General features: G+C 70.1%; 19 protein-coding genes. 8 read left to right on the forward strand and 11 right to left on the reverse strand.

The annotated features are described in order from the left end of the window. Positions 1 to 34: 34 nt before the first annotated feature. The gene (locus M2157_RS06825) at positions 35 to 1,555 is read left to right on the forward strand and encodes a cytochrome P450 (protein ID WP_280864737.1); all 1,521 of its coding nucleotides are present in this window, start codon (positions 35 to 37) and stop codon (positions 1,553 to 1,555) included. Here the strand turns inward: M2157_RS06825 and M2157_RS06830 are convergent. Beyond that, on the reverse strand, positions 1,523 to 2,338 hold the full coding sequence (locus M2157_RS06830) for a pentapeptide repeat-containing protein (protein ID WP_280864738.1): 816 nt from the start codon (positions 2,336 to 2,338) through the stop codon (positions 1,523 to 1,525). The two genes, M2157_RS06825 and M2157_RS06830, sit on opposite strands and share 33 nt — an antisense overlap. A 161-nt stretch (positions 2,339 to 2,499) precedes the next feature. On the opposite strand from M2157_RS06830, the gene M2157_RS06835 reads away from it, so the two are divergent. Continuing rightward, a complete protein-coding gene (locus M2157_RS06835; protein WP_280860891.1) occupies positions 2,500 to 2,700 on the forward strand; it encodes a DUF5999 family protein in 201 nt (66 codons plus the stop codon). Between the two features lies 1 nt (position 2,701). On the opposite strand, the gene M2157_RS06840 is transcribed toward M2157_RS06835, so the two are convergent. From M2157_RS06840 to M2157_RS06880, 9 genes are all read right to left on the reverse strand, one after another. Then, a complete protein-coding gene (locus M2157_RS06840) occupies positions 2,702 to 3,307 on the reverse strand; it encodes an FxLYD domain-containing protein (RefSeq protein ID WP_280860892.1) in 606 nt (201 codons plus the stop codon). A gap of 108 nt (positions 3,308 to 3,415) precedes the next feature. Then, positions 3,416 to 4,717, reverse strand: coding sequence for an alpha/beta fold hydrolase (locus M2157_RS06845; RefSeq protein ID WP_280864739.1), 1,302 nt, complete (start codon positions 4,715 to 4,717; stop codon positions 3,416 to 3,418). A 104-nt stretch (positions 4,718 to 4,821) separates the two neighbouring features. Continuing rightward, positions 4,822 to 5,847, reverse strand: coding sequence for a LacI family DNA-binding transcriptional regulator (locus tag M2157_RS06850; RefSeq protein ID WP_266556040.1), 1,026 nt, complete (start codon positions 5,845 to 5,847; stop codon positions 4,822 to 4,824). An 80-nt stretch (positions 5,848 to 5,927) separates the two neighbouring features. Then, positions 5,928 to 7,352, reverse strand: a complete 1,425-nt coding sequence (locus M2157_RS06855) for a BNR repeat-containing protein (protein ID WP_280864740.1) — start codon at positions 7,350 to 7,352, stop codon at positions 5,928 to 5,930. Positions 7,353 to 7,384: 32 nt separating this feature from the next. Continuing rightward, positions 7,385 to 7,705: an L-rhamnose mutarotase gene (locus tag M2157_RS06860; RefSeq protein WP_057612909.1), complete on the reverse strand. Its 321-nt coding sequence runs from the start codon at positions 7,703 to 7,705 to the stop codon at positions 7,385 to 7,387. 17 nt (positions 7,706 to 7,722) lie between these two features. Continuing rightward, complete coding sequence (gene rhaS / locus M2157_RS06865; protein ID WP_280860895.1) at positions 7,723 to 8,802, reverse strand: rhamnose ABC transporter substrate-binding protein; 1,080 nt, start codon at positions 8,800 to 8,802, stop codon at positions 7,723 to 7,725. A gap of 55 nt (positions 8,803 to 8,857) precedes the next feature. Further along, positions 8,858 to 9,886, reverse strand: a complete 1,029-nt coding sequence (locus M2157_RS06870) for an ABC transporter permease (RefSeq protein ID WP_280864741.1) — start codon at positions 9,884 to 9,886, stop codon at positions 8,858 to 8,860. Then, positions 9,879 to 10,919 carry an ABC transporter permease gene (locus tag M2157_RS06875; RefSeq protein ID WP_280860897.1) on the reverse strand — a complete coding sequence of 347 codons (1,041 nt, stop codon included), beginning with the start codon at positions 10,917 to 10,919 and terminating at the stop codon, positions 9,879 to 9,881. Before M2157_RS06875 ends, M2157_RS06870 begins: the two co-directional genes overlap by 8 nt. Beyond that, the gene (locus M2157_RS06880) at positions 10,916 to 12,433 is read right to left on the reverse strand and encodes a sugar ABC transporter ATP-binding protein (protein WP_280864742.1); all 1,518 of its coding nucleotides are present in this window, start codon (positions 12,431 to 12,433) and stop codon (positions 10,916 to 10,918) included. The genes M2157_RS06875 and M2157_RS06880 overlap by 4 nt, the downstream gene beginning before the upstream one ends. Before the next feature lie 274 nt (positions 12,434 to 12,707). Here M2157_RS06880 and rhaI point away from each other — a divergent pair, with 274 nt between their 5' ends. The 6 genes from rhaI to M2157_RS06910 all read left to right on the forward strand — a co-directional run bounded on the left by rhaI (position 12,708) and on the right by M2157_RS06910 (position 20,434). After that, on the forward strand, positions 12,708 to 13,868 hold the full coding sequence (gene rhaI, locus M2157_RS06885; RefSeq protein ID WP_280864743.1) for an L-rhamnose isomerase: 1,161 nt from the start codon (positions 12,708 to 12,710) through the stop codon (positions 13,866 to 13,868). A 138-nt stretch (positions 13,869 to 14,006) separates the two neighbouring features. Next, positions 14,007 to 16,046: a bifunctional aldolase/short-chain dehydrogenase gene (locus M2157_RS06890; protein ID WP_280864744.1), complete on the forward strand. Its 2,040-nt coding sequence runs from the start codon at positions 14,007 to 14,009 to the stop codon at positions 16,044 to 16,046. Further along, complete coding sequence (locus M2157_RS06895) at positions 16,043 to 17,479, forward strand: rhamnulokinase family protein (protein WP_280860901.1); 1,437 nt, start codon at positions 16,043 to 16,045, stop codon at positions 17,477 to 17,479. The genes M2157_RS06890 and M2157_RS06895 overlap by 4 nt, the downstream gene beginning before the upstream one ends. A gap of 71 nt (positions 17,480 to 17,550) precedes the next feature. After that, complete coding sequence (locus M2157_RS06900) at positions 17,551 to 18,306, forward strand: (Fe-S)-binding protein (RefSeq protein ID WP_057612901.1); 756 nt, start codon at positions 17,551 to 17,553, stop codon at positions 18,304 to 18,306. Next, positions 18,303 to 19,781: a LutB/LldF family L-lactate oxidation iron-sulfur protein gene (locus tag M2157_RS06905; protein ID WP_280860903.1), complete on the forward strand. Its 1,479-nt coding sequence runs from the start codon at positions 18,303 to 18,305 to the stop codon at positions 19,779 to 19,781. The genes M2157_RS06900 and M2157_RS06905 overlap by 4 nt, the downstream gene beginning before the upstream one ends. After that, positions 19,778 to 20,434 (forward strand): LUD domain-containing protein, encoded by a 657-nt coding sequence (locus M2157_RS06910; protein ID WP_280860904.1) that lies wholly within the window; start codon positions 19,778 to 19,780, stop codon positions 20,432 to 20,434. Before M2157_RS06905 ends, M2157_RS06910 begins: the two co-directional genes overlap by 4 nt. Here the strand turns inward: M2157_RS06910 and M2157_RS06915 are convergent. Further along, entirely contained in the window at positions 20,407 to 23,397 is a 2,991-nt protein-coding gene (locus M2157_RS06915; protein WP_280864745.1) for an alpha-L-rhamnosidase, read from the reverse strand. The genes M2157_RS06910 and M2157_RS06915 overlap by 28 nt on opposite strands. Positions 23,398 to 23,436 lie beyond the last annotated feature (39 nt).

The following is a 23,436-nucleotide window of genomic DNA, read 5'->3' on the forward strand; positions in this document are numbered from 1 at the left end:
GCTCAACTGCCGCTGGATCAAGGGAGATCTCGTCATGGCGGAGACGACGACAAGGGCCGCGCAGCCGAGGGGTTTCCGCAGTGCCGAGCTGGGCTGGCCGGAGCTGCACCGCATTCCGCGCCCGCCGCGCCGGCTCCCCCTGCTCGGTGACGTCCTCGGCGTCAACCGGGCGACCCCGCTCCAGGACTCCCTGCGCTTCGCCCGCCAATTGGGACCGATCTACCGGCGCAAGGCGTTCAACAGGGAGTTCGTGTTCGTCTGGGGTGCCGACCTGGTGGCGGACCTGGCGGACGAGTCGCGGTTCGCGAAGCATGTCGGTCTGGGGGTCGCCAATCTGCGGCCGGTCGCCGGCGACGGGCTGTTCACCGCGTACAACCACGAGCCGAACTGGCAGCTGGCACACGACGTGCTGGCACCGGGCTTCAGCCGCGAGGCGATGGAGGCCTACCACCCGATGATGCTGGCCGTCGCCGGGCGGCTGACGGACCACTGGGACCGCGAGCAGACGGCGGGCCGGTCGGTGGACGTCCCCGGTGACATGACCAAGCTGACCCTGGAGACCATCGCGCGGACCGGGTTCGGCCATGACTTCGGCTCCTTCGAGCGGGACCGGCCGCATCCCTTCGTGACGGCCATGGTGGGCACCCTGACCTACGCGCAGCGCCTCAACTCCGTGCCCTTCCCGGCTCTTCTACGGCGTGCCGCGCAGCGCAACGCGGACGACATCGCCTACCTCAACCGCATGGTCGACGAACTGGTACAGGCCCGGCGCGCGGCGGGCGGGGACGGCGATCTCCTGGACCGGATGCTGGAGACGGCCCACCCGGAGACCGGTGAGCGGCTGTCGCCGGAGAACGTCCGCCGGCAGGTCATCACCTTCCTGGTGGCCGGTCACGAGACGACGTCGGGCGCGCTCTCCTTCGCCCTGCACTACCTCTCCCGGCACCCCGAGGTCGCGGCACGCGCACGTGCCGAGGTGGACCGGGTCTGGGGCTCGGCCGCCGTGCCGGGCTACGACCAGGTGGCGAAGCTGCGGTACGTGCGCCGGGTGCTGGACGAGTCGCTGCGGCTGTGGCCCACGGCACCCGCGTTCGCCCGCGAGGCCGTCCAGGACACCGTGCTGGCCGGGCGGCACCCGATGCGCCGCGGGGCCTGGACGCTGGTGCTCACGCCGATGCTGCAGCGCGATCCCGAGGTGTGGGGCGCCGACGCCGAGCGGTTCGACCCGGACCGCTTCGACCCCAAGGCCGTACGCTCGCGTCCCCCGCATGTCTTCAAGCCGTTCGGCACCGGGGCCCGGGCCTGCATCGGGCGGCAGTTCGCGCTCCACGAGGCCACGCTGGTGCTCGGTCTGCTGCTGCGCCGCTACGAGCTGCGGGCCGACCCCGGCTACCGGCTCAGCGTCACCGAGCGGCTGACGCTGATGCCGGAGGGGCTGCGGCTGCACTTGGAACAGCGGGCGGGCGGTGGCGCTACGGCCGCCCCCGTGGGGGATTCAGACGAGGCCCCGGCCGCCTCGGAGTCACGCTGTCCAGTGTCCAGGGCGGGTGAGTGAGTCCGGCAGCCGGGTGCCGGCGCTGCCCCGGGCCGCGTTCAGCTGGGGCTGGGTGAGGAAGAACGCGCCCGTCAGGTCCGCGTCCGTCAGGTCGGCGTCGCGCAGATCGGCGCCGATCAGATCCGCGCCGCGCAGGTCGGCGCCGGTGAGGTCGGCCGCTATGAGGTAGGCGCCGCGAAGGGTGGCTCCGCGCAGGTCGGCGCCCTTGAGACGGGCGCCCATCAGGTCCGCGCCCCGGCGGTTCTTCTTCTTGCCGCCGATGCCTGCTCGCACCAGTTCGCTGGTCCGCAGCAGGAGGACGTTGACCTCCTGCCGGTGCGCGTCGACGTCCAGCGCTGCGATTTCCTCGGCGGTCCCCCGGGTGAGCGCGTCGGTCCGCTCCAGCATGCCGCGCAGATCGGCGTGGACCGGACGGGCGGCGGGCAGGGTGAGTGCCTCGGTGAGGTACCGGAGCAACTCGTGGAGCCGGCGCACGACCGGGAAGACGTCGAACATGCGGCGGGCGTCCTCGGGCGGGCCGGTACGCCAGTCCCGGCCGCCGAAGGTGACCTGCGAGACCTTCTGCCCGGCGCCGAAGCAGTCGTAGACCGTGCATCCGGTGTAGCCCTCGCCGCGCAGCTTCGCGTGAATGCCGCACCGGTGGTCGTCCCGGAGATTCGGGCAGGGCGTCCCGGCCGGCTTGTCGCGGGCGAAGTCCGCGGAGGCGGTGAAGGGCAGGGCGACACAGCACAGGCCGAAGCACCGCGCGCAGTCGCCACTGAGATCGATCAACTGTTCTTGCATCGCCACCAGCCTAACCGCCCCGCCGACCGGCCCACCTGACGAGAACTCACCGATGAGATTCCGGCGATGTGGGGGTCTCCTCATCCAACGGAAAACAAGCTCGGCTACCACAGAGACAGCGGCCGAACCGAGGCAGGAGCCGAACGCATCGAGGAGACGTCATGTGCAGCCACCAGCCCCCGTGCCCCACCGCCGACAGCCCCTGTCACCACACCGCGGTGATCGTCTCGGCCCATCCCGAACAGGGCTGGAGCCTGCTGTGCAACGGCACCATCGTCTTCGACGACACCGGTGAACTCCTCCCGGACGGACGGGTCGTGAGCCCGCACCGCACGCCCGGCGCGCTGGCCACGGCCGTCTGAGTCAATACCGTTGCGCCTTCGCCAGCTTGGGCGTCAGCACCGGCTCGGCGGGCTTGCGGCTGACGGCCACCGGCTGTGCCTTCTGCCCCGGCTCGAGGTCCTCGGCGCCGACGTACCGGGTCTCCACCGCCTTGCCGGACGAGTCCAGGAAGTCGACCTGGACGGCGTACGAGGCCGTCTTGTCGGTCTTGTTGGTGATGGTGACGACGACGGCGAGCAGACCGCCGGTCTCGGAGCGCGGCTTGCCGGTCATGGTGACGTCGGACATCGCGTTGCCCTGTCCGTCGACCTTGGCGAGCTCGATCCGCGCGGCCGTGTTGGCACGCTCCACCTCCGCGGAGACGGAGGCCTCGAAGGAGGAGGCGGCGGCCGAGGCGGACGCGGCCCGTTTCGAAGCCTCGGCCCGCACCGAGGCCTTGGCGGACGCGAGCGCGGAGGCCGCGTTGCCGGAGAAGGAGGCCGTGTCCGGGGCCGTCGGGGTGTCGCTGGACGTCGACGAGCCGCCGGAGTCGTCGTCGCAGGCCGTCAGGGTGAGCGCGCTCGCGGCGGCCAGGGCCACGGCGAGGGCGGCGATCCGGGACCGTCCGTGGGGTGACGGTGTGCTCATCGACTGACGTCCTCTCGACTCCGGCATCGACACATGGCCGAAATGAACCCTATGCCGGAATCGAGAGGGCGGCATGTCGCCGCCCGCGGGCCGCCCGGATGTCCGGCGTCAGACCTCCTCGCGGGCGAGGGCGAGCAGCCGGTCCAGGACGCGGGGGCCACCCGCGCGGACTCCGTCGTGCTCGAACTCGTCCGTCACCCAGGTGCGCAGACCGCGGATCGCGCGGGCGGTCGCGAGGGAGTGGGCCGTGTCGACGTACATGTCGTCGTGGTAGACGGCGGCGGCGACCGGGACCTCGTTGACGGCGAGGCGGGCCGGGTCGTACAAGGGCTGCCAGTCGGTGCGGGCGGCCAGGAGCTCGGCGGTCTCGCGCAGCGGGCGCAGGGCCGGGTCGCAGTCGAACAGCCAGGGGTGGATGGACTCGCCGGTGAACAGCAACGGCTCGTCGCCTGCGAGGGTCTTGGCCGCGTCGAACTGCGGGAACTCGGAGCGTACCCGTTCGGCCGACCAGGCGGTGGGGCGCTCGTCCTGACCGTAGGTGGCCTCGTGGACGAGGGCGTAGAGCGGGTGGGACGCGTAGGAGAGGAGTCCCTGGACCTCTTCCTGGAACGCGTCGGAGAGCTCCGGGCCCTGCGGGGTGCGGACGAAGGCGTGCTCCAGCAGGTAGTGCAGCCGGTGGCTGCCCTCGCCGCCGCCGAGGAGGATGCCGAGGGACTGGAAGGCCTCGACCGTCAGGCGGTAGCCGTTCGGCAGGGTGACGTCGCGGGTGAGGAGATGGTCGGCGATACGGCGGGCCCGTTCGACGTCCTGCGGATAGCGGGCGTAGTGCGCGGCGACCTTGCGCTCCACGCGCGGGTAGGCGGCCCGGTAGACGTCGTCGGCGTGGGCGTCGAGGGAGGGCAGACCGCCGGTGATCAGAGCGCCGGCGAGGCCCTCGGGGGCGAGGGACAGATAGGTCGTGGCGCAGAAACCGCCGAAGCTCTGGCCGAGGACGGTCCAGGGGGCGCCGCCGGTCACCTGGGCGCGGATCGCCTCGCAGTCGCGGACGATGGAGTCGGCGCGGAAGCGGGCCAGGTAGTCGGCCTGTTCGGCGGGGCCGCCGCGCAGCGGGAGCGTCTGACGGTTGGCCGGTGTGGAGTGGCCGGTGCCGCGCTGGTCGAGCAGGAGGACGCGGAACTCCTTCAGGGCCCGGCCGAACCAGGCCCCCTTGCCGACGAAACGGTTCGCCCCGAAGCCAGGGCCGCCCTGGAGATAGACCAGCCACGGCAGGTTCTGGCCCGCCTTGTCGCTCGCGACGGCCTCGCGGGCGTAGAGCTCGATCGTCTCCCCGGCCGGGTCGTCGTGGTCGAGGGGGACGGTGAAGCGGCGGTCGGTGAGGACGAGGCCGGGCTGGCGGTAGGTCGCGGTCAACAGGGCTCCCGGGACGGACGGACATTCTGTGGACGCGTCCCAGTTCAGCACATGTTCGTCCGCCGTCCGACCCCTTCGATCATGAAATCTTACTGACTCCCGGGTCAGCGGGCGGCCAGGCTGGAGCGCCGCACCACCAGTTCGGGCTGGAGCACCACCCGGCGGTGGTCGTGCCGCTTGCCGGTGGTCTCCGCCTCCGTCTCCTCCAGAAGCAGTTCGGCGGCCAGGGCACCCATGGTGACGGCGGGCTGCCGGACCGAGGTGAGGGGGACGGCCGCGGCGGCGGCGAACTCGATGTCGTCGTAACCGACGATGGCGAGGTCGTCGGGGACCGTGATCCCCGCCGCGTACATGGCCTGCAGGACACCGAGGGCGAGCAGGTCGTTGGCGCAGAACACGGCGGTCGGGCGGTCGGCGAGGCCCAGGAGACGGGCGCCGGCGTCCCGGCCCGCGGCCACGTCGAGCCGTTCGGTGGGAAGCTCGCGCAGGTTCTCGGGGCCCAGGCCCGCCTCGGCCAGCGCGTTGAGGGCGCCGGTGCGGCGGTCGCGGACCTGGTTGAGGCCGGGCGGGCCGCTGACGTACGCGATGGAGCGGTGCCCGGCGTCCACGAGGTGGCGGACGGCCAGGGCGCCGCCGGCGACGTCGTCGACGGAGACCGAGCACTCGGTGGTGCCCTCGGCGACCCGGTCGACGAGGACGAAGGGGATGCCGTGGCGGCGGAAGGAGTCGATGTTGCGGCCGGAGGCGTCGGTCGGGGTGAGCAGTACGCCCCGGACCCGCTGCTCCGCGAAGAGGGACAGGTACTCCGCCTCCTCGCTCGCGCTCTGGGCGCTGTTGCAGACCATCACACCGAGGCCGTCCTCGCGGGCGGCCCGTTCGGCGCCGCGCGCGACGTCGACGAAGAAGGGGTTGCCCATGTCGAGCACGAGCAGACCCATGATCCGGCTGCGGCCCGCGCGCAGCTGACGCGCGGACTCGCTGCGGACGTAGCCGAGCCGGTCTATCGCGGACAGGACGCGCGCCCGGGTCTCGGTGGCGACGGAGTCCGGACGATTGATGACGTTCGAGACCGTGCCGACGGAGACTCCGGCGGCGCGGGCGACGTCCTTGATACCCACCGACTGGGCCATCGGGCAGGGACCTCCAGGAAGACGGGGGGCGACAGGACGACCTTCACATTATCGTCGAGTCGCCCCCACACCGGTCACGATCAGGCAGGCAGTGCGAAGTCGACGACGTGGAGCGCCGAGGGCGTCGTACCGCTCGACTTCTCCTGGTACATGAACGACAGCACGTTGCTCTGTGCGACCCGCATCTCGTCGATCACGACCTCGCCGAAGGCGTTGAGGCCGCTGCCGTCGAACAGGACCGTCCAGTCGGTGTACCCGGACGCCTTGGAGGCGCCGGCGATCCGGCCGAACGGGAAGATCGCGTAGGCGTTGTCGTACTTGTCCAGGATCAGTTTGGTGCGCTGGCTGGAGCCGAGCACGACCGGTATCTCGGTCTTCTGCCAGGTGCCCGAGGAGTTCTTGCGGACGTGGAAGGCGCGGCCGTTGGCGGTGCGGTCGGAGACGTAGTTCGTGGTGCACTGACCGAAGCGGCCGGGGACGTACGAGATGATCGCGTGCGGCAGGCCAGAGGAGTCCGTGGACTGGCTCTCCTGGTTCATCAGGGAGTGGTCCGGGTTCAGCGCGTCGATGACCAGGCCGCTGTCGGTGACGGCGACCTTGTCGGAGCCGCCGGTGGTGCCGACGACGGTGCCGGCGTTGTTGCGCCAGGTGCGGCCGCGGTCGTCGGAGTAGACGTAACCGGTGTCGTGGTTGGTGATGCCGCCGCTGGAGCACATCACGGCGCCGTTCTGCTCGCGCCAGGTGAAGAAGGAGTGCAGCCGGCCATTCTTGTCGTAGTCGATGCCGTGCAGGTACATGTTGCGGGCCGTCGAGGAGCCGTGCTCGCTGGTGTAGGTGCCGGTGGAGGCGGACCACTCGCCGATGTTGGTCCAGCTCGAACCGTCGTACTCCGCGAGGGCGTTGCGGCCGTTGCCGGATATCCCGACCCGGTAGCTGAGCTGGAGCTTGCCGTCGGGGGTGGAGAGGAACTGCGGGTAGGTGAACTGCGACGTGAGGGCCAGGCCGTCCAGGGTGGACTGGGGTGCGCCGAACCGGGCCGCGGTCCAGCTCAGACCTGACGGGTTGTCCATGAGGCCGGCGACCGACTTGACGTAGGTGAAGCCGTCGCTGTGCGAGTCCATGTTGAGGTGGAGGCGGCCGTCCACCTTGGAGACGCCCATGGAGATGACGTTGTGGGAGTCACTGGTCTTGAGGGTGTGTCCGACCTGGACGGTGGACCAGGTGCTTCCCCCGAGGACGCGGCGGCCGACGACGGCGTTCTTGTCGGCGGTGTACCAGACGGCGTACTGATAGCCCTTGTAGGTCAGCAGGCCGTTCTTCTGGAACGAGTTGTTGTTGACGAGGCCGTCGTAGGAGACGAAGAAGACCGCCTGGCTGTCGAGCGTGGTGGTGCCGGTCCGGGTGACGGAGGGACCGGGGTCGGCGGCGCGGGCGGTGCCGCCGGTGAGCGCGGTGGTGGACATGGCGGACACGATGGCACCTGCCAGCAGTGTGCGTCTTCTCATGGGTGCGGCTCCTGATGTCCTGATGGGGAAGGTCAGGCGAGGTGGAACACCTCGGTGAGCGGTTTCATCGCCTCGTCCGGGCGGGCTCCGTCGAGGGACTCGAAGAACTCGCCCATCTCGGCCTGCCAGCGGGCGTTGACCGCGGTGGCCTCCATACCGGCCTTGGCGGCCTCGAAGTCCTCGGTCTCCAGGTAGCCGACGAGCAGGCCGTCGTCACGTAGGAAGAGCGAGTAGTTGTGCCAGCCGGTGGCCGAGAGTGCTTCGAGCATCTCCGGCCACACGGCGGCGTGTCGTTCGCGGTACTCGGCGAGCTTGTCCTGACGGACCTTGAGGAGGAAACAGACGCGCTGCATGAAGTACCGCTCCGCAATCAGAAGTTGAACTGGTCGATGTTCTTGGCGGTGAACACGGTCGGCTTGCCGAGGTTGATCACGCCGTCCTTGCCGATGGTGTAGGTGGTGCCGCCGGCCTTGAAGGTCTCGCCCTCCTTGCCGGTGATCTGGCCGGAGACCAGGGCGACGGCGGTCTGGGCGGCCAGCGCGCCGAGCTTCGACGGGTCCCACAGCTCGAAGCCCTCGACGGTGCCGTTCTTGACGTACTTGCGCATGTCGTTGGGGGTGCCGAGGCCGGTCAGCTTGACCTTGCCCTTGTACTTGGAGCCGGAGAGGTACTGGGCGGCGGCCTTGATGCCCACAGTGGTCGGGGAGATGATCCCCTTCAGGTTCGGGTACTCCTGGAGCAGGCCCTGGGTCTGCTGGAAGGACTGCTGGGCGTCGTCGTTGCCGTACGCGACCTTGACGAGCTTGATGTTCTTGTACTTCGGGTCGCTCAGCTCGTCCTTCATGAAGTCGATCCAGGTGTTCTGGTTCGTCGCCGTCTGCGCGGCGGACAGGATCGCGATCTCGCCCTTGTAGCCGATCTGCTCGGCGAGCAGCTGCACCTCCGTGCGGCCCAGGTCCTCGGCGGAGGCCTGCGACACGAAGGCGTTGCGGCACTCCGGCTTGGTGTCGGAGTCGTAGGTGACGACCTTGATGTCGTTCGACATGGCCTGCTTGAGGGCGGTGCACAGGGCGCCCGGGTCCTGCGCGGACACGGCCATCGCGTTCACCTGCTGCTGGGTGAGCGTGTTGACGTAGGAGACCTGCCCGGCGGTGTCGGTGGCGCTGGACGGACCTACCTCCTTGTACTTCGAGCCCAGTTCCGTCAGGGCCGCCTCGCCGCCCTTGTCGGCCGAGGTGAAGTAGGGGTTGTTGACCTGCTTGGGCAGGAAGCCGACGGTCAGGCCCTTCTTGGTGGCCGCGTTCGGGTCGGCCTTGGCGGTCGAGGCGGCCGAGGCGCCCTCGTCCTGCACGTCCTTCTTGGTGGTGCCGCCGCACGCGGTGAGCGCGAGGGCGAGGGAGGTGCCGGCGGCGAGGGCCGCGCAGGAACGGCGGAGGGATGACTTACGCATGACGGATCTTCCTTACGAAGGTGAGCGGATACGAGGTTTCCTTGAGCGCCCGGACCTACGCGGCCGGTGTGGGCGCCTTGGACGCCGGTGTCGAGGCGGCTCGGCGGCCGGCCCTCGCAACCGAGATCTGCCGTGCGACCCGCGGGCCGAGCACGGAGAGGACGAGCAGAACGCCGGTGACGACGATCTGGGACTGGGCGGAGACGTCCTGGAGGCTCATCACGTTCTGCAGTGCGCCGAGCAGGAAGACTCCCGCGATCGCACCGCCGAGCGTGCCCTTGCCTCCGTCGAAGTCGATACCGCCGAGCAACACGGCTGCCACGACGGAGAGTTCGAGCCCCGTGGCGTTGTCGTAGCGGGCGCTGGCGTAGTGCAGTGCCCAGAAGATGCCGGTGAGCGAGGCCATCAGGCCGGTCACCGTGAACAGGATCAGCTTCTGGCGCTTGACCCGGATGCCCGCGAAACGCGCCGCCTCCTCGCTCGCACCGGTCGCGAACACCGACCGCCCGAACGGTGTGGCGTGCAGGACGACCACGGCGATCGCGAGCAGGACGAGGAAGGGCAGGAAGGCCTGCGGGATGAACGTGTCCCCGATGCGACCGGCGGCGAAGTCCAGGTACTGCGTCGGGAAGTCGGTCACCGCGTCGGAGCCCAGCACGATCTGCGCGATGCCCCGGTAGGCGGCGAGGGTGCCGATGGTGACGGCGAGGGAGGGCAGGCCCAGCCGGGTCACGAGCAGGCCGTTGACCAGGCCGCACACCACTCCGAGGACGAGGCAGATCGGGATGATCACCTCGATCGTCAGGCCCTGGTTCCACAGGGCGCCCATGACCGCGCCGGACAGACCGGCGGTGGAGGCGACGGAGAGGTCGATCTCGCCGGAGACCACGAGCATGGTCATCGGCAGGGCGATCAGGGCGATCGGCAGGGTGTTGCCGATCAGGAAGGACAGGTTGAGGGCGTTGCCGAACCCGTCGACCGTTCCGAAGGACAGCAGCAGCACGACGATGAGCAGCGCGCCGACGACTGCATCCCACCTCAACGAGGCGGACCAGCGGCTCGCACGCGTCAGGGAGTCAGGCATGGCGGGCGTTCCTCTTCTTCAGGGCGGAGGCCACGCGCAGCGCGACGATCCGGTCGACCGCGATGGCGAGAATGAGCAGGATGCCGTTGATGGCGAGCACCCAGACCGAGCTGACGCCGAGGGCGGGCAGCACACTGTTGATGGAGGTCAGCAGCAGGGCGCCGAGAGCCGCACCGTAGACGCTGCCGGAGCCGCCGGTGAAGACGACACCGCCGACCACGACCGCGCTGACGACGGTCAGTTCGTAGCCGTTGCCGGTGCCCGAGTCGACGTTGCCGAACCGGGCCAGGTACATCGCGCCGGCGAGACCGGCGAGGCCGCCGCAGAAGGTGTACGCGGCCAGGATCCGCTTGCGCACCGGGATGCCGGCGAGCCGGGCGGCCTCGGGGTTGGAGCCGAGCGCGTACAGCTCGCGTCCGCTGCCGAAGTGCTTGAGGTAGTAGGCGGTGGCGATGAGCACGGCCAGCGCGATCAGGGCCAGGTAGGGCACTGCGGAGATCCCGCCGGAGCCGAAGTTCACGAAGCCGTCCGGGAGGTCGGCCGCCGTGATCTGGCGGGAGCCGACCCAGATGGAGTCGATGCCCCGGATGATGTAGAGCGTGCCGAGGGTTACCACGAGCGCGGGCACCTGGCCGAGGCTGACGAGGAGGCCGTTGAGCAGGCCGAAGCCGATGCCGAACAGGACCGCGAGCCCGATCGCCACGACCGGGTTCCCGCCGCCCTGGAGATAGGTACCGGCGGCGAAGGCGCTGATCCCGAGGATGGAGCCGACCGAGAGGTCGACGTTCCTCGTGATGACCACCAGCGACTGTCCGGTGGCGACCAGGACCAGGATGGTGGCGTTCAGCAGCAGGTCCTTGATGCCCTGCTCGGTGAGGAAGTCGCTGTTCCCGATCTGGGTGACGACGATCATCACCAGGAAGACGAGCAGGATGGCGAGCTCGCGCATCTTGAAGACGCGGTCGACGAGCCGGGTGGCACCGGCCTTCGGCACCTCAGCGGGAGGGGACTGCTGGGGGGTGGTGACCGTCATGCGGCGGCCCTCCCGGTGGCTGCGGCCATCACGGTTTCCTCGGTGGCGTCGGAGCGCGGGATCTCGGCGGTGAGGCGGCCCTCGTGCATCACGAGCACGCGGTCGGCCATGCCGAGGATCTCGGGCAGGTCGGAGGAGATCATCAGGATGGCCACCCCGTCGGCGGCCAGCTCGCTGAGCAGCCGGTGCACCTCGGCCTTGGTGCCGACGTCGATGCCGCGGGTGGGCTCGTCGACGATGAGCACCTTGGGGCCGGTGGCCAGCCACTTGGCGAGGACGACCTTCTGCTGGTTGCCGCCCGACAGGGTGTTGACGGTGTCGGCGATCCGGGCGTACTTCACCTGGAGCTTGACGGCCCAGTCGAGCGAACGGCTGCGTTCGGCACCGCGGTCCATGAGGCCCGCCTTGACGGTCGTACGGAGTCCGGTGAGGCCGATGTTGCGCTCGATGGACATGTCCATCACGAGGCCCTGGGCGCGCCGGTCCTCGGGGACCAGGGCGAGGCCGGCGGCCATCGCGGTGGACGGAGCGCCGTTGACCAGGGCCCTGCCGTCCACGGAGACCTCGCCGGCGTCCCAGCGGTCGATGCCGAACACGGCTCGGGCGACTTCGGTACGGCCCGCTCCGACGAGCCCCGCGAGGCCGACGATCTCGCCTTTCCTGACCTCGAAGGAGACGTCGGTGAAGACGCCCTCCCGGGTCAGCCGGCTCACCGTGAGCGCGACCTCGCCGGGGCGTACGTCCTGCTTGGGGTACAGGTCGTCGAGGTCGCGGCCGACCATCCGGCGGACGAGGTCGTCCTCGGTCATGCCCTCGATCGGCTCGCTGGCGATCCAGGCGCCGTCGCGCAGGGTGGTGACCCGCTGGCAGATCCGGAAGATCTCCTCCAGGCGGTGCGAGATGAACAGGACGGCGGCGCCCTGCTCGCGCAGCGCCTTGACGACACCGAAGAGGCGGGCCACCTCGCTGCCGGTGAGGGCGGCGGTCGGCTCGTCCATGATCAGGACCCGGGCCTCGAAGGACAGCGCCTTGGCGATCTCGACGATCTGCTGGTCGGCGATGGACAGGCCGCGCGCCGGGCGGTCGGGGTCGAGCTCGACGCCGAGGCGCTGCATCAGCGCCAGGGTCGCGGCGTGCGTGGACTTGTGGTCGATCCGGCCCAGGGCGCGCCGGGGCTGGCGGCCCATGAAGATGTTCTCGGCGATCGACAGGTCTGGGAAGAGCGTGGGCTCCTGGTAGATCACGGCGATACCGGCGTCGCGGGCGTCACCGGGACCGTGGAAGAGGACCGGCTCGCCGTCGAGCACTACCTGGCCGGAGTCCGGCCGGTGCACTCCCGCGAGGGTCTTGATGAGGGTCGACTTGCCCGCGCCGTTCTCGCCGGCGAGGGCGTGTACCTCCCCGGGAAACAGCTCCAGGGAGACGTCCCGCAGGGCGCGAACCGCGCCGAAGGACTTCGAAATGTCCCTGAGCGCGAGAACCGGGGCCGGACCCGTGGTGGACGGGTGGGTCATTGGGGGCTCCTCGACGACGCCGGCGGGACGGCCCTCTCGGCGTCGTGAAAGGTTTCAACTTGGTTGCCGGGACGTTAGGCATGGAGCGCATGTCACGTCAATGGGTTCGTGTCGAAAATGTTTCGATGGACTCAGGTCACGGCATGGTCACGGGCAACAGCCTTGGCCGCAGGGGTTGACACCCCTTCGAGGTCGCCATACTTTCGCGTCTTGAATCGTTTCACAGTGAAGCTGTTCGCAAGCCCTTCGGACCCGACGTCACAGGAGCCCTCAAGTGACCGAGCTCGCCGCGGTGAAGGCCGCTCTCAAGACCCAGGCAGTCGAGACGCCGTCGTGGGCGTACGGGAACTCCGGAACCCGCTTCAAGGTCTTCGCCCAGCAGGGCGTACCGCGTACTCCGCAGGAGAAGCTGGAGGACGCGGCGCAGGTGCACGCCTTCACCGGGGTGGCCCCGACCGTCGCCCTGCACATCCCCTGGGACAAGGTCGAGGACTACGCCGCGCTGGCGAAGTTCGCCGAGGAGCGGGGCGTGAAGCTGGGCGCCATCAACTCCAACACGTTCCAGGACGACGACTACAAGCTGGGCAGCATCTGCCATCCGGACGCCTCCGTGCGGCGGAAGGCTCTCGGTCATCTGCTGGAGTGCGTCGACATCATGGACGCGACCGGGTCCCAGGACCTGAAGCTGTGGTTCGCCGACGGCACGAACTATCCCGGTCAGGATGATCTGCGGGCTCGGCAGGACCGGCTGGCCGAAGGTCTGTCCGAGGTGTACGACCGTCTGGGTGACGGGCAGCGGATGCTGCTCGAGTACAAGTTCTTCGAGCCGGCCTTCTACTCGACGGACGTACCGGACTGGGGGACGGCGTACGCGCACTGTCTGAAGCTCGGGCACAAGGCGCAGGTCGTCGTCGACACCGGGCACCACGCTCCCGGCACCAACATCGAGTTCATCGTCGCCACGCTGCTGCGGGAGGGGAAGCTCGGCGGGTTCGACTTCAACTCGCGGTTCTACGCCGACGACGACCTCATGGTGGGGGCGGCCGACCCGTTCCAGCTGTTCCGGATCATGTACGAGGTCATCCGTGGCGGCGGGTACACGCCCGACGTCGCCTTCATGCTCGACCAGTGCCACAACATCGAGGCGAAGATTCCGGCGATCATCCGGTCCGTCATGAACGTCCAGGAAGCGACCGCCAAGGCGCTGCTGGTCGACCGGGACGCTCTTGCCGTGGCTCAGCGCGAGGGTGATGTGCTGGAGGCCAACGCTGTGCTGATGGATGCGTACAACACGGATGTGCGGCCGCTTCTGGCCGAGCTGCGGGAAGAGACGGGGTTGGACGCCAATCCGATTGCTGCGTACAAGCGGTCCGGGTGGGCCGAGAAGATCGTGGCCGAGCGGGTTGGTGGGGAACAGGCTGGTTGGGGAGCGTAAGCGTCTGCCGATTTCCGTCGTATGCGGGGTGCGGGTCCGTTGTGGCTGGTCGCGCCCACGCGGCGGAGCCGCACATTGATGCAGCCCCGCGCCCCTAGGTAGGAAAACTTCCCCTCTCTCCAGAAGGAATCGAACGTCATGGCAACCCACCCCGAAGCCGCCGCCCTCCTCGCCCGGTCTCACCGGCTCGGCTCAGACGCCCGCAACACCAACTACGCCGGCGGCAACGCGTCCGCCAAGGGCACCGACACCGACCCCGTCACCGGGGGTGACGTCGAGCTGATGTGGGTCAAGGGGTCCGGGGGTGACCTCGGGACGCTCACCGAGGGTGGGCTCGCCGTGCTGCGGCTCGATCGGATGCGGGCGCTCGTCGATGTGTACCCGGGTGTCGAGCGCGAGGACGAGATGGTCGCCGCGTTCGACTACTGCCTGCATGGGAAGGGTGGGGCGGCTCCGTCCATCGACACCGCCATGCACGGGCTGGTCGAGGCCGCCCATGTCGATCACCTGCACCCGGACTCCGGTATCGCGCTGGCCTGTGCCGCCGACGGGGAGAAGCTGACCGCCGAGTGTTTCGGCGACACCGTCGCCTGGGTGCCGTGGCGGCGGCCCGGGTTCCAGCTGGGGCTGGACATCGCCGCCATCAAGGCCGCCAACCCGCAGGCGATCGGTGTCGTCCTCGGCGGGCACGGGATCACCGCCTGGGGTGACACGGCCGAGGAGTGCGAGCGGAACTCGCTGCACATCATCCGGACCGCCGAGAAGTTCCTGGAGGAGCACGGCAAGGCCGAGCCCTTCGGGCCCGTCATCGAGGGATACGGCGCCCTTCCCGAGGCCGACCGGCGGGAGCGGGCGGCTGCCCTCGCACCGTATGTCCGCGCCGTCGCCTCCCAGGACAAGCCGCAGGTCGGGCACTTCAACGACTCCGAGGCCGTCCTGGAGTTCCTGGCCCGCGCCGAGCACCCCCGGCTCGCCGCGCTCGGAACCTCCTGCCCCGATCACTTTCTGCGGACCAAGGTGCGGCCGCTCGTCCTGGACCTGCCGCCGACGGCTCCGCTGGAGGAGGCCATCGCGCGGCTCGACGTCCTGCACGCCGAGTACCGCGAGGAGTACGCCGCCTACTACCAGCGGCACGCGCTGCCCGACTCCCCCGCCATGCGCGGCGCCGACCCGGCGATCGTGCTCGTCCCCGGTGTCGGCATGTTCTCCTTCGGCAAGGACAAGCAGACCGCCCGGGTCGCGGGTGAGTTCTACGTCAACGCGATCAACGTGATGCGGGGCGCCGAGGCCGTCTCGGCGTACGCGCCCATCGAGGAGTCCGAGAAGTTCCGCATCGAGTACTGGGCCCTCGAGGAGGCCAAGCTCCAGCGGATGCCGAAGCCCAAGCCGCTCGCGACCCGCGTGGCGCTGGTGACCGGCGCGGGCAGCGGTATCGGCAAGGCCATCGCGCAGCGCCTGGTCGCAGAGGGGGCGTGTGTCGTCGTCGCGGACCTCAACGCCGAGAACGCCTCCGCGGTCGCCGAGGAGCTCGGCGGGCCCGACAAGGCCGTCGCCGTGACCGTCGACGTCACGTCCGAGGAGCAGATCGCCGAGTCGTTCCGCGCCGCGGTGCTGGCCTTCGGTGGGGTGGACCTGGTCGTGAACAACGCGGGCATCTCCATCTCCAAGCCGCTCCTGGAGACCTCCGCCAAGGACTGGGACCTCCAGCACGACATCATGGCGCGCGGTTCCTTCCTGGTGTCGCGGGAGGCGGCCCGGGTGATGATCGCGCAGAAGCTCGGCGGCGACATCGTCTACATCGCCTCCAAGAACGCCGTCTTCGCCGGGCCCAACAACATCGCCTACTCCGCCACCAAGGCCGACCAGGCCCACCAGGTGCGGCTGCTGGCCGCCGAGCTGGGCGAGCACGGCATCCGCGTCAACGGTGTCAACCCGGACGGGGTGGTGCGCGGGTCCGGGATCTTCGCCGGCGGCTGGGGTGCCAAGCGCGCGGCCGTGTACGGCGTGGAGGAGGAGAAGCTGGGCGAGTTCTACGCGCAGCGGACCATCCTCAAGCGCGAGGTGCTCCCCGAGCACGTGGCGAACGCCGTGTTCGCGCTGACCGGCGGGGAGCTGACGCACACCACCGGGCTGCACGTCCCGGTCGACGCCGGCGTCGCGGCCGCCTTCCTGCGATGAGCGCGTCCGTGAAGTCGTACGCCGCGGTCGACCTCGGCGCGTCCAGCGGACGTGTCATGGTCGGCCGCGTCGGCCCCGACAGCCTGGAGCTGTCCGAGGCACACCGGTTCGTGAACCGTCCGGTCCGGGTCCCCGAGGGCCTGCGCTGGGACATCCTCTCGCTGTACGGGGGTGTCCTGGACGGGCTGCGGGCCGCCGGGCAGGTCGACTCCGTCGGTATCGACAGCTGGGCCGTGGACTACGGGCTGCTGGACGCCGACGGGGCGCTGCTCGGCAACCCGGTGCACTACCGGGACTCCCGTACCGAAGGGGTCGCGCAGAAGGTGTGGGCGACCGTGCCCGCGCCGGAGCTCTATGCGGCGACCGGACTCCAGTACGCGCCGTTCAACACGCTGTACCAGCTCGTGGCGGACCGACTCGTGGGCGCACAGCGCCTGTTGCTCATTCCCGACCTGCTCACCTACTGGCTGACCGGCGAGCAGGGCACCGAGCTGACCAACGCCTCGACGACCCAGCTGATCGATCCCCGGACGCGGGCGTGGTCGTACGACATCGCCGAGCGGGTCGGGATCGACCTCGAACTGTTCGCGCCGCTGCGGCAGCCGGGGGATCCGGCGGGACTGCTGCGGCCCGAGGTGCTGGAGGAGACCGGACTGCGCGGGCCCGTGCCGGTGACGGCCGTCGGGTCGCACGACACCGCCTCCGCGGTGGCCGCCGTGCCCGCGTCCGGCGAGCGGTTCGCCTACATCTGCACCGGCACCTGGTCCCTCGCGGGCCTGGAGCTCGACGCTCCGGTGCTGACCGAGGAGAGCCGGGCCGCCAACTTCACCAACGAGCTGGGGCTCGACGGCACGGTCCGCTATCTGCGGAACATCATGGGACTGTGGCTGCTCCAGGAGTGCGTACGGGCCTGGGGCGACCCGGACCTGGGCGAACTGCTCCTCGACGCCGCCAAGGTGCCGGCGCTGCGGTCGGTGGTGGACGCCGGGGACGCGAAGTTCCTCGCGCCGGGCCGGATGCCGGAGCGGATCGCCGAGGCGTGCCGTGCTTCGGGGCAGCCGGTGCCCGTCTCCCCCGCCGAGGTCACGCGGTGCATCCTCGACTCGCTCGCGCTGGCCCACCGCAAGGCCGTCGACGAGGCGCAGCGGCTGGCCGGCCATCCCGTCGACGTCGTGCACGTCGTCGGGGGCGGGACGCGCAACGCCCTGCTGTGCCAGCTGACCGCCGACGCCTGCGGGCTGCCGGTGGTGGCCGGGCCGACCGAGGCGGCAGCGCTCGGCAACGTCCTGGTCCAGGCGCGGGCCCACGGGCTCGTGCGTGACCTCGCGGGCGGGCGCGAACTGCTCACCCGGACCCAGCCGCTCACGCGGTACGAGCCGCGGGGCGACTCCGCGCGCTGGCGCGAGGCGCAGGCCCGGCTCGCCGGGGACTGACCGGGGTCTCCCCCGGACTCCCACCCCGGACTACGCTTCACTCATCCGATGATCGACCACAAGGAGCCGCGATGCGTGTCGCCCTGTTCCTGACCTGTGTCAATGACACGCTCTATCCGGACACCGGGCGCGCCGTGGTGAAACTGCTGACCAGGCTGGGCGTCGACGTCGACTTCCCGATGTCCCAGACCTGCTGCGGGCAGGCGCACTACAACACCGGCTATCGACATGAGGCGGAACCGCTGGCCCGGCATTTCTCCGATGTCTTCCGGGACTACGAGGCGATCGTGACGCCGTCCGGATCGTGCGGGGCGATGGTGCGGGAGCTGTATCCGCGGATGGGTGAGCGGGCCCGGGCCGAGGGGCGCGGGGAGAGCCTCGCGACCACTCTCGCTCCGGTGGTGCCGAAGACGTACGAGCTGACGGAGTTCCTGGTGGACGTGCTGGGGGTGACGGACGTCGGGGCGTACTACCCGCACACGGTGACCTACCACCCGACCTGTCACGGACTGCGAAGCCTCGGTCTCGGTGACCGGCCCCGGCGGCTGCTCCAGGCGGTCAAGGGACTCGAGCTCAAGGAGCTTCCGGGCGCCGACGAGTGCTGCGGCTTCGGTGGCACCTTCGCGCTGAAGAACGCCGATGTCTCGGCGGCGATGGGCGCGGACAAGGTGCGCAACGCCGAGTCGACGGGCGCGGAGGTGCTGTGCGCCGCCGACAACTCGTGCCTCATGCACATCGGGGGCACGATGGGCCGGCTGGAGTCGGGCATGCGGCCGGTGCACATCGCGGAGATCCTGGCGAGCACGGAGGAGGAACCGGCCGTATGAGCGGAACGTTCGTAGGGATGCCGGCCTTCCCGAAGGCCGCGCACGAGGCGGTCAACAACCCGACGCTGCGCGGCAATCTGCGCCACGCCACGCACACGATCCGCGCCAAGCGGGAGAAGGCCGTCAGTGAGGTCTCCGACTGGGCGGAGCTGCGCGAGGCGGGCAAGCAGATCAAGGACCACACGCTGCGTCATCTCGACCGCTACCTCGTGCAGTTGGAGGAGTCGGTCGTGGCGGCGGGCGGCACCGTCCACTGGGCCGCCGACGCCGACGAGGCCAACGAGATCGTGACCAAACTCGTCAAGATGACCGGCGAGTCGGAGGTCGTCAAGGTCAAGTCGATGGCCACGCAGGAGATCGGGCTCAACGAGGCTCTGGAGGCCGAGGGCATCCGGGCCTACGAGACCGATCTCGCCGAGCTGATCGTGCAGTTGGGCAAGGACCGGCCCTCGCACATCCTCGTCCCGGCGATCCACCGCAACCGGGGCGAGATCCGGGACATCTTCGCGCGCGAGATGAGCGAGTGGGGTCGCCCGGCCCCCGAGGGCCTCACCGACACGCCCGCCGAACTCGCCGAGGCCGCCCGCCTGCACCTGCGGGAGAAGTTCCTGCGCGCCAAGGTCGGCATCTCCGGCGCCAACTTCATGGTCGCCGACACCGGCACCCTGGTGGTCGTGGAGTCCGAGGGCAACGGCCGGATGTGTCTGACCCTGCCCGAGACGCTGATCTCGGTCGTCGGCATCGAGAAGATCGTGCCGACCTGGCAGGACCTGGAGGTCTTCCTCCAGACGCTCCCCCGCTCCTCGACCGCCGAGCGCATGAACCCGTACACGTCCACCTGGACAGGTACCAGGGACGAGGACGGCCCGCAGAACTTCCATCTGGTGCTGCTCGACAACGGGCGCTCCGACACGCTCGCCGACGAGGTCGGCCGCCAGGCCCTGCGCTGCATCCGCTGTTCGGCGTGCCTGAACGTGTGCCCGGTGTACGAGCGGGCCGGCGGCCACGCCTACGGCTCGGTCTACCCGGGCCCGATCGGCGCGATCCTCAGCCCCCAGCTCCGGGGCACGGCAAGCGAGATCGACGCCTCGCTGCCGTATGCGTCGAGTCTCTGCGGGGCCTGCTACGAGGTCTGCCCGGTCGCCATCGACATCCCCGAGGTGCTGGTGCATCTGCGGGAGCGGATCGTGGAGGGCGGGCCGGTGGTCCGCGAAGGCAACAAGGTGGTGCTGAAGCCCGCCAAGGGACACGCGGCCGAGCGGGCGGCGATGCGGGCGGCCCGCTGGGCGTTCGCCCATCCGGGCGCACTGCGCACCGGCCAGCGGCTGGCCTCGCGTACCCGACGCCTGCATCCGCGCAGTCTGCCCGGTCCCGGCAAGGCGTGGAGCGGCACCCGTGATCTGCCCGCCGTGCCCGCGGAACCCTTCCGCGACTGGTGGCAGCGCACCAACGGTGGCAAGGAGGGCGGCAAGTGAGCAGCAGGGAACGGATCCTGGGCCGGGTGCGGCGCGCGCTGGCCGACGCCCCGAGCGAGGACACCCCGATCGAGCGCGGGTATCTGCGCGAGCACGGCGACCGGAGCGTCGAGGAGACGGTGGAACTGCTGGCCGAGAACCTCGCGGACTACCGGGCGATCGTGCACCGCTCTACGGCGGCCGACCTGCCGGCGACGCTCGCCGGGATGCTCGCGGCACGGGGTGCGAAGACGGTGCTCGTACCGCCGGGGCTGGACGGTTCATGGCTGGCGCAGGCCGATACCGAGCAGGTCCCGGACCGGGTCGAGAGCACCCCGCACGAACTGGACCGGGTCGACAGCGTGGTCACGGCGTGCGCGGTGGCGGTCGCCGAGACCGGCACCATCGTGCTGGACGGGGGCCCGGACCAGGGCCGCCGCCGCATCACCCTCGTCCCGGACCATCACATCTGTGTCGTACGGGTCCCGGACCAGGTCGTCTCCTCCGTGCCGCAGGCCCTCGAACGCCTCGACCCGGTACGCCCGTTGACATGGATCTCGGGCCCCTCGGCGACCAGCGACATCGAACTGGACCGGGTCGAGGGGGTGCACGGTCCGCGCACCCTCGAGGTGGTGCTGGTGGACCCTCAGGCGAGCGCGGAGGTCAACTCGTAGCGCCCTGAGGGGAGTTCGAAGGACGCGGTGCCGTCCTCGAAGCCCAGGTACGTCACCCCCTTGACGCGTGACAGGGGGGTGCGGCTCTCGCGCACGGAGACGGGGTCGCTCGTGGGGATGCGCAGGGTCGCGGTGCTGTTGGCGGGGACCGCGACCCGGTGCCTGAACTCGCTCTCCCGCACCGCCCATTCGCTGACGATCTCGCCGTACGGCGACCGGTGCGAGCAGGAGACCTGGGTGATCCTGCCGGTCGGGTCGAGGTGGGGCCGCAGGTGGAAGTGCTTGAAGCCCGGGTGGGCCGGGTCCTTCGCGATACCGGCCATGCTCTCGTACATCCACTCCATGATCGCGCCGTAGGAGTAGTGGTTGAACGAGTTCATCTCGACCGGCCCGAAGCCCTCCTCCTTCGCGTACGAGTTCCAGCGCTCCCAGACCGTCGTCGCGCCGTTCCTCACGGAGTACAGCCAGGACGGCATCGCGTCCTGGTGCAGCAGCTTGTACGCCAGCTCCACCTGGCCCTCCTCGGTGAGGACGGGGGCCAGGACGTTCACGCCGAGGAAGCCGACGGAGAGGGTGTTCTCGGCGTGTCCGACACGGGTGCTGTCGGGGTGGGCGGCCTTGTAGGCGGCGTCGTTGCGGATGTTCTGGACGAGGAGCTCGAGGAGTGCGCGCCGCTGGACCTCGGTGTCGTACAGGCCGAGTTTGAGCACCCAGAGCAGCGCGGTCTGGCTGTCGTCCTCGGTCCGGGTGGGACTGCCTCCCGGGGTCCACGGCGGCGGGGAGCCGAGGCTGGAACGCACGGTGAGGCGGCCTCCCTCGGTGCTCACGTACTTGGTGATGAACGCCCGCTTGATGTGGGAGAAGAGCTCCTCGTAGGCGTGGGCCTCGCCGGTGCGGCCGGTGGCGCGGGCCATGTCCGCCATGAGCCGGGCGCTGTAGCCGTAGTAGACGTCGCTGATGAGCTGGGTGCTGGTCACCTGGAAGGCCAGCCAGTCGCCGAAGATCGCGCCCTGTCCGGCGTAGGTGTCTCCGGTGCGCGCGCGGATCCAGTCCATGTAGGCCGTCATCGCCTCCCAGCTGCGGTCGACGAGGGTGGTGTCGCCAGTCATCTGCCACACGGTCCAGGGGACGACGACTCCGCAGTCCGCCCAACCGCTCGCCGGGACCGGCTCGTTGTAGCGGGCCCCGGGCGCGATCCAGGTGAACTGGGCGCCGTCCGCGCCATAGGTGCGCTGGGAGTCGATCAGGATGTCCTGGAAGTGGCTCAGGAAGGCGACCGAATCGGCGTTGTAGAGACCGGTGTGGGCGAAGAGCTGGGTGTCGCCGGTCCAGCCGCAGCGTTCGTCGCGTTGCGGGCAGTCGGTGGGTACCCACAGGTAGTTGCCGCGCTGGCCCCAACGGACGTTGCTGATCAGCTGGTTGACGTCGGCGTCGTCCGTTTCGACGGTGCCGATGTCGCGGAGGGCGGAGGTGGCGACCCTGCCGGTCAGTTCGGTGAGGGTGACGGTGGCGGTCGTGGTGACGGAGACGTAGCGGAAGCCGTAGAAGGTCAGGGAGTCCTGGTGGGTCTCGCCCTTCGGGTCGCCCTTGAGGATGTACGTGCTGGTGGCTTCGGCGGTGCGGAGGTTGGCCCGGTAGACGGAACCCTCCGGGCCGTCCGCGCCCGCGCCGGCGTCGTTGAGCATCTCCCCCGGTGCGAAGGCCACTTCGGCGCCCGCGGGTCCGCGGAGGGTGTAGCGGGGGACGCCGACCAGGTTCTGGCCGAGGTCGATCACGGCGGTGTCGCCGGGGTGCAGGGTGGTGTGGGTGGTGGCGGCCCGGGAGGGATCGGTGACCGTGCGGGCGGGGTCGGGGACGAAGTCGCCGCCGCCGGTGTAGACGGTGATCGACCGCGGCCTGCGGTCCCATTCGGGCATGAGCCGGGCCGACTCGCCGGGGTAGGCGACCAGCCGGGACTCGGGGAACCGGGTGGTGAAGTCGTGCTCCTCGACGCCGGACCAGGCAGAGGTGTCGAAGCCGTTCTCGGTCCAGCCGGGCAGTTCCCTGCGGGCGTCGTAGGTCTGGCCGTCGTAGATGTCGTCGGCGCGGTAGGGGCCGGTGTCCGTGGCCCTCCAGTCGTCGCCGGGCGCGGTGACGACGGTCTGGGTCGAGCCGTCCTCGTAGCGGATCAGGAGTTTGGCCTTGAGGGCGAGGCGGTTGCCGTCCTCGGAGTAGTAGACGCTGTTGTCGGAGACGCGGCCGTTGAACCAGCCGTTGCCCAGCACCGCCGCGAGGGTGACCTGCGGCTTCCCCACCACCGGGCCCGTCACGTCGTAGGTGAAGTAGCTGACGGTGGTGTCGTAGTTGGTCCAGCCCGGGGTGAGGAGTTCGTGGGTGGTGGAGCCGTCCTGGGGCACGGTGACCCGGTGGCCGTTGACGTAGGCGTCGTACACGCCGAGCGCGGAGACGTAGAGCCGGGCCTCGCGCACGCGGCCGGCTTTCAGGTCCGCCTGCCTCCTCAGGAGCGGCGAGCCCGCGCTGTTCGGCGCCTTGCCCGCCATGCTGATCCACTTCGCGCCGTCCCAGCCGGTCACGCCGTCGGTGCTGAGCAGGCCGGTCTCGAAGCGGGCGGTCGGGGCCTCGGGGAGCCTGCGGTCGTTCTCGTCCCAGACCTGGACCGTCCAGTGGTAGCGGGTCGAGGCGCGCAGCCCGGGGCCCGCGTAGCGCACGGCCACCGAGTCCGCCGAGTCGACCCGGCCGCTGTCCCAGACGTCCGTGCGGCCGTCGGCCAGGCGGTCGGGGGTGGACGCGACCAGGAGGCGGTACGCCGTCTGACGCCGGCCACGGACCCGGGACGCGGTGCGCCAGCCGAATCTCGGGCGGTCCGCGTCCACGCCGAGCGGATTGGTGCGGTGCTCCACCGTGAGGCCCTCTACGGCGGTACGGTCGGCGGCCGTGTGCGCGCTGTCGACTCCATCGGTCATGCCGTTGTCCCTTCGGCTGCTCGGAGGTGAATCTACTTC

The sequence above is a fragment of the Streptomyces sp. SAI-127 genome (genome assembly GCF_029894425.1).
Lineage (GTDB): Bacteria > Actinomycetota > Actinomycetes > Streptomycetales > Streptomycetaceae > Streptomyces.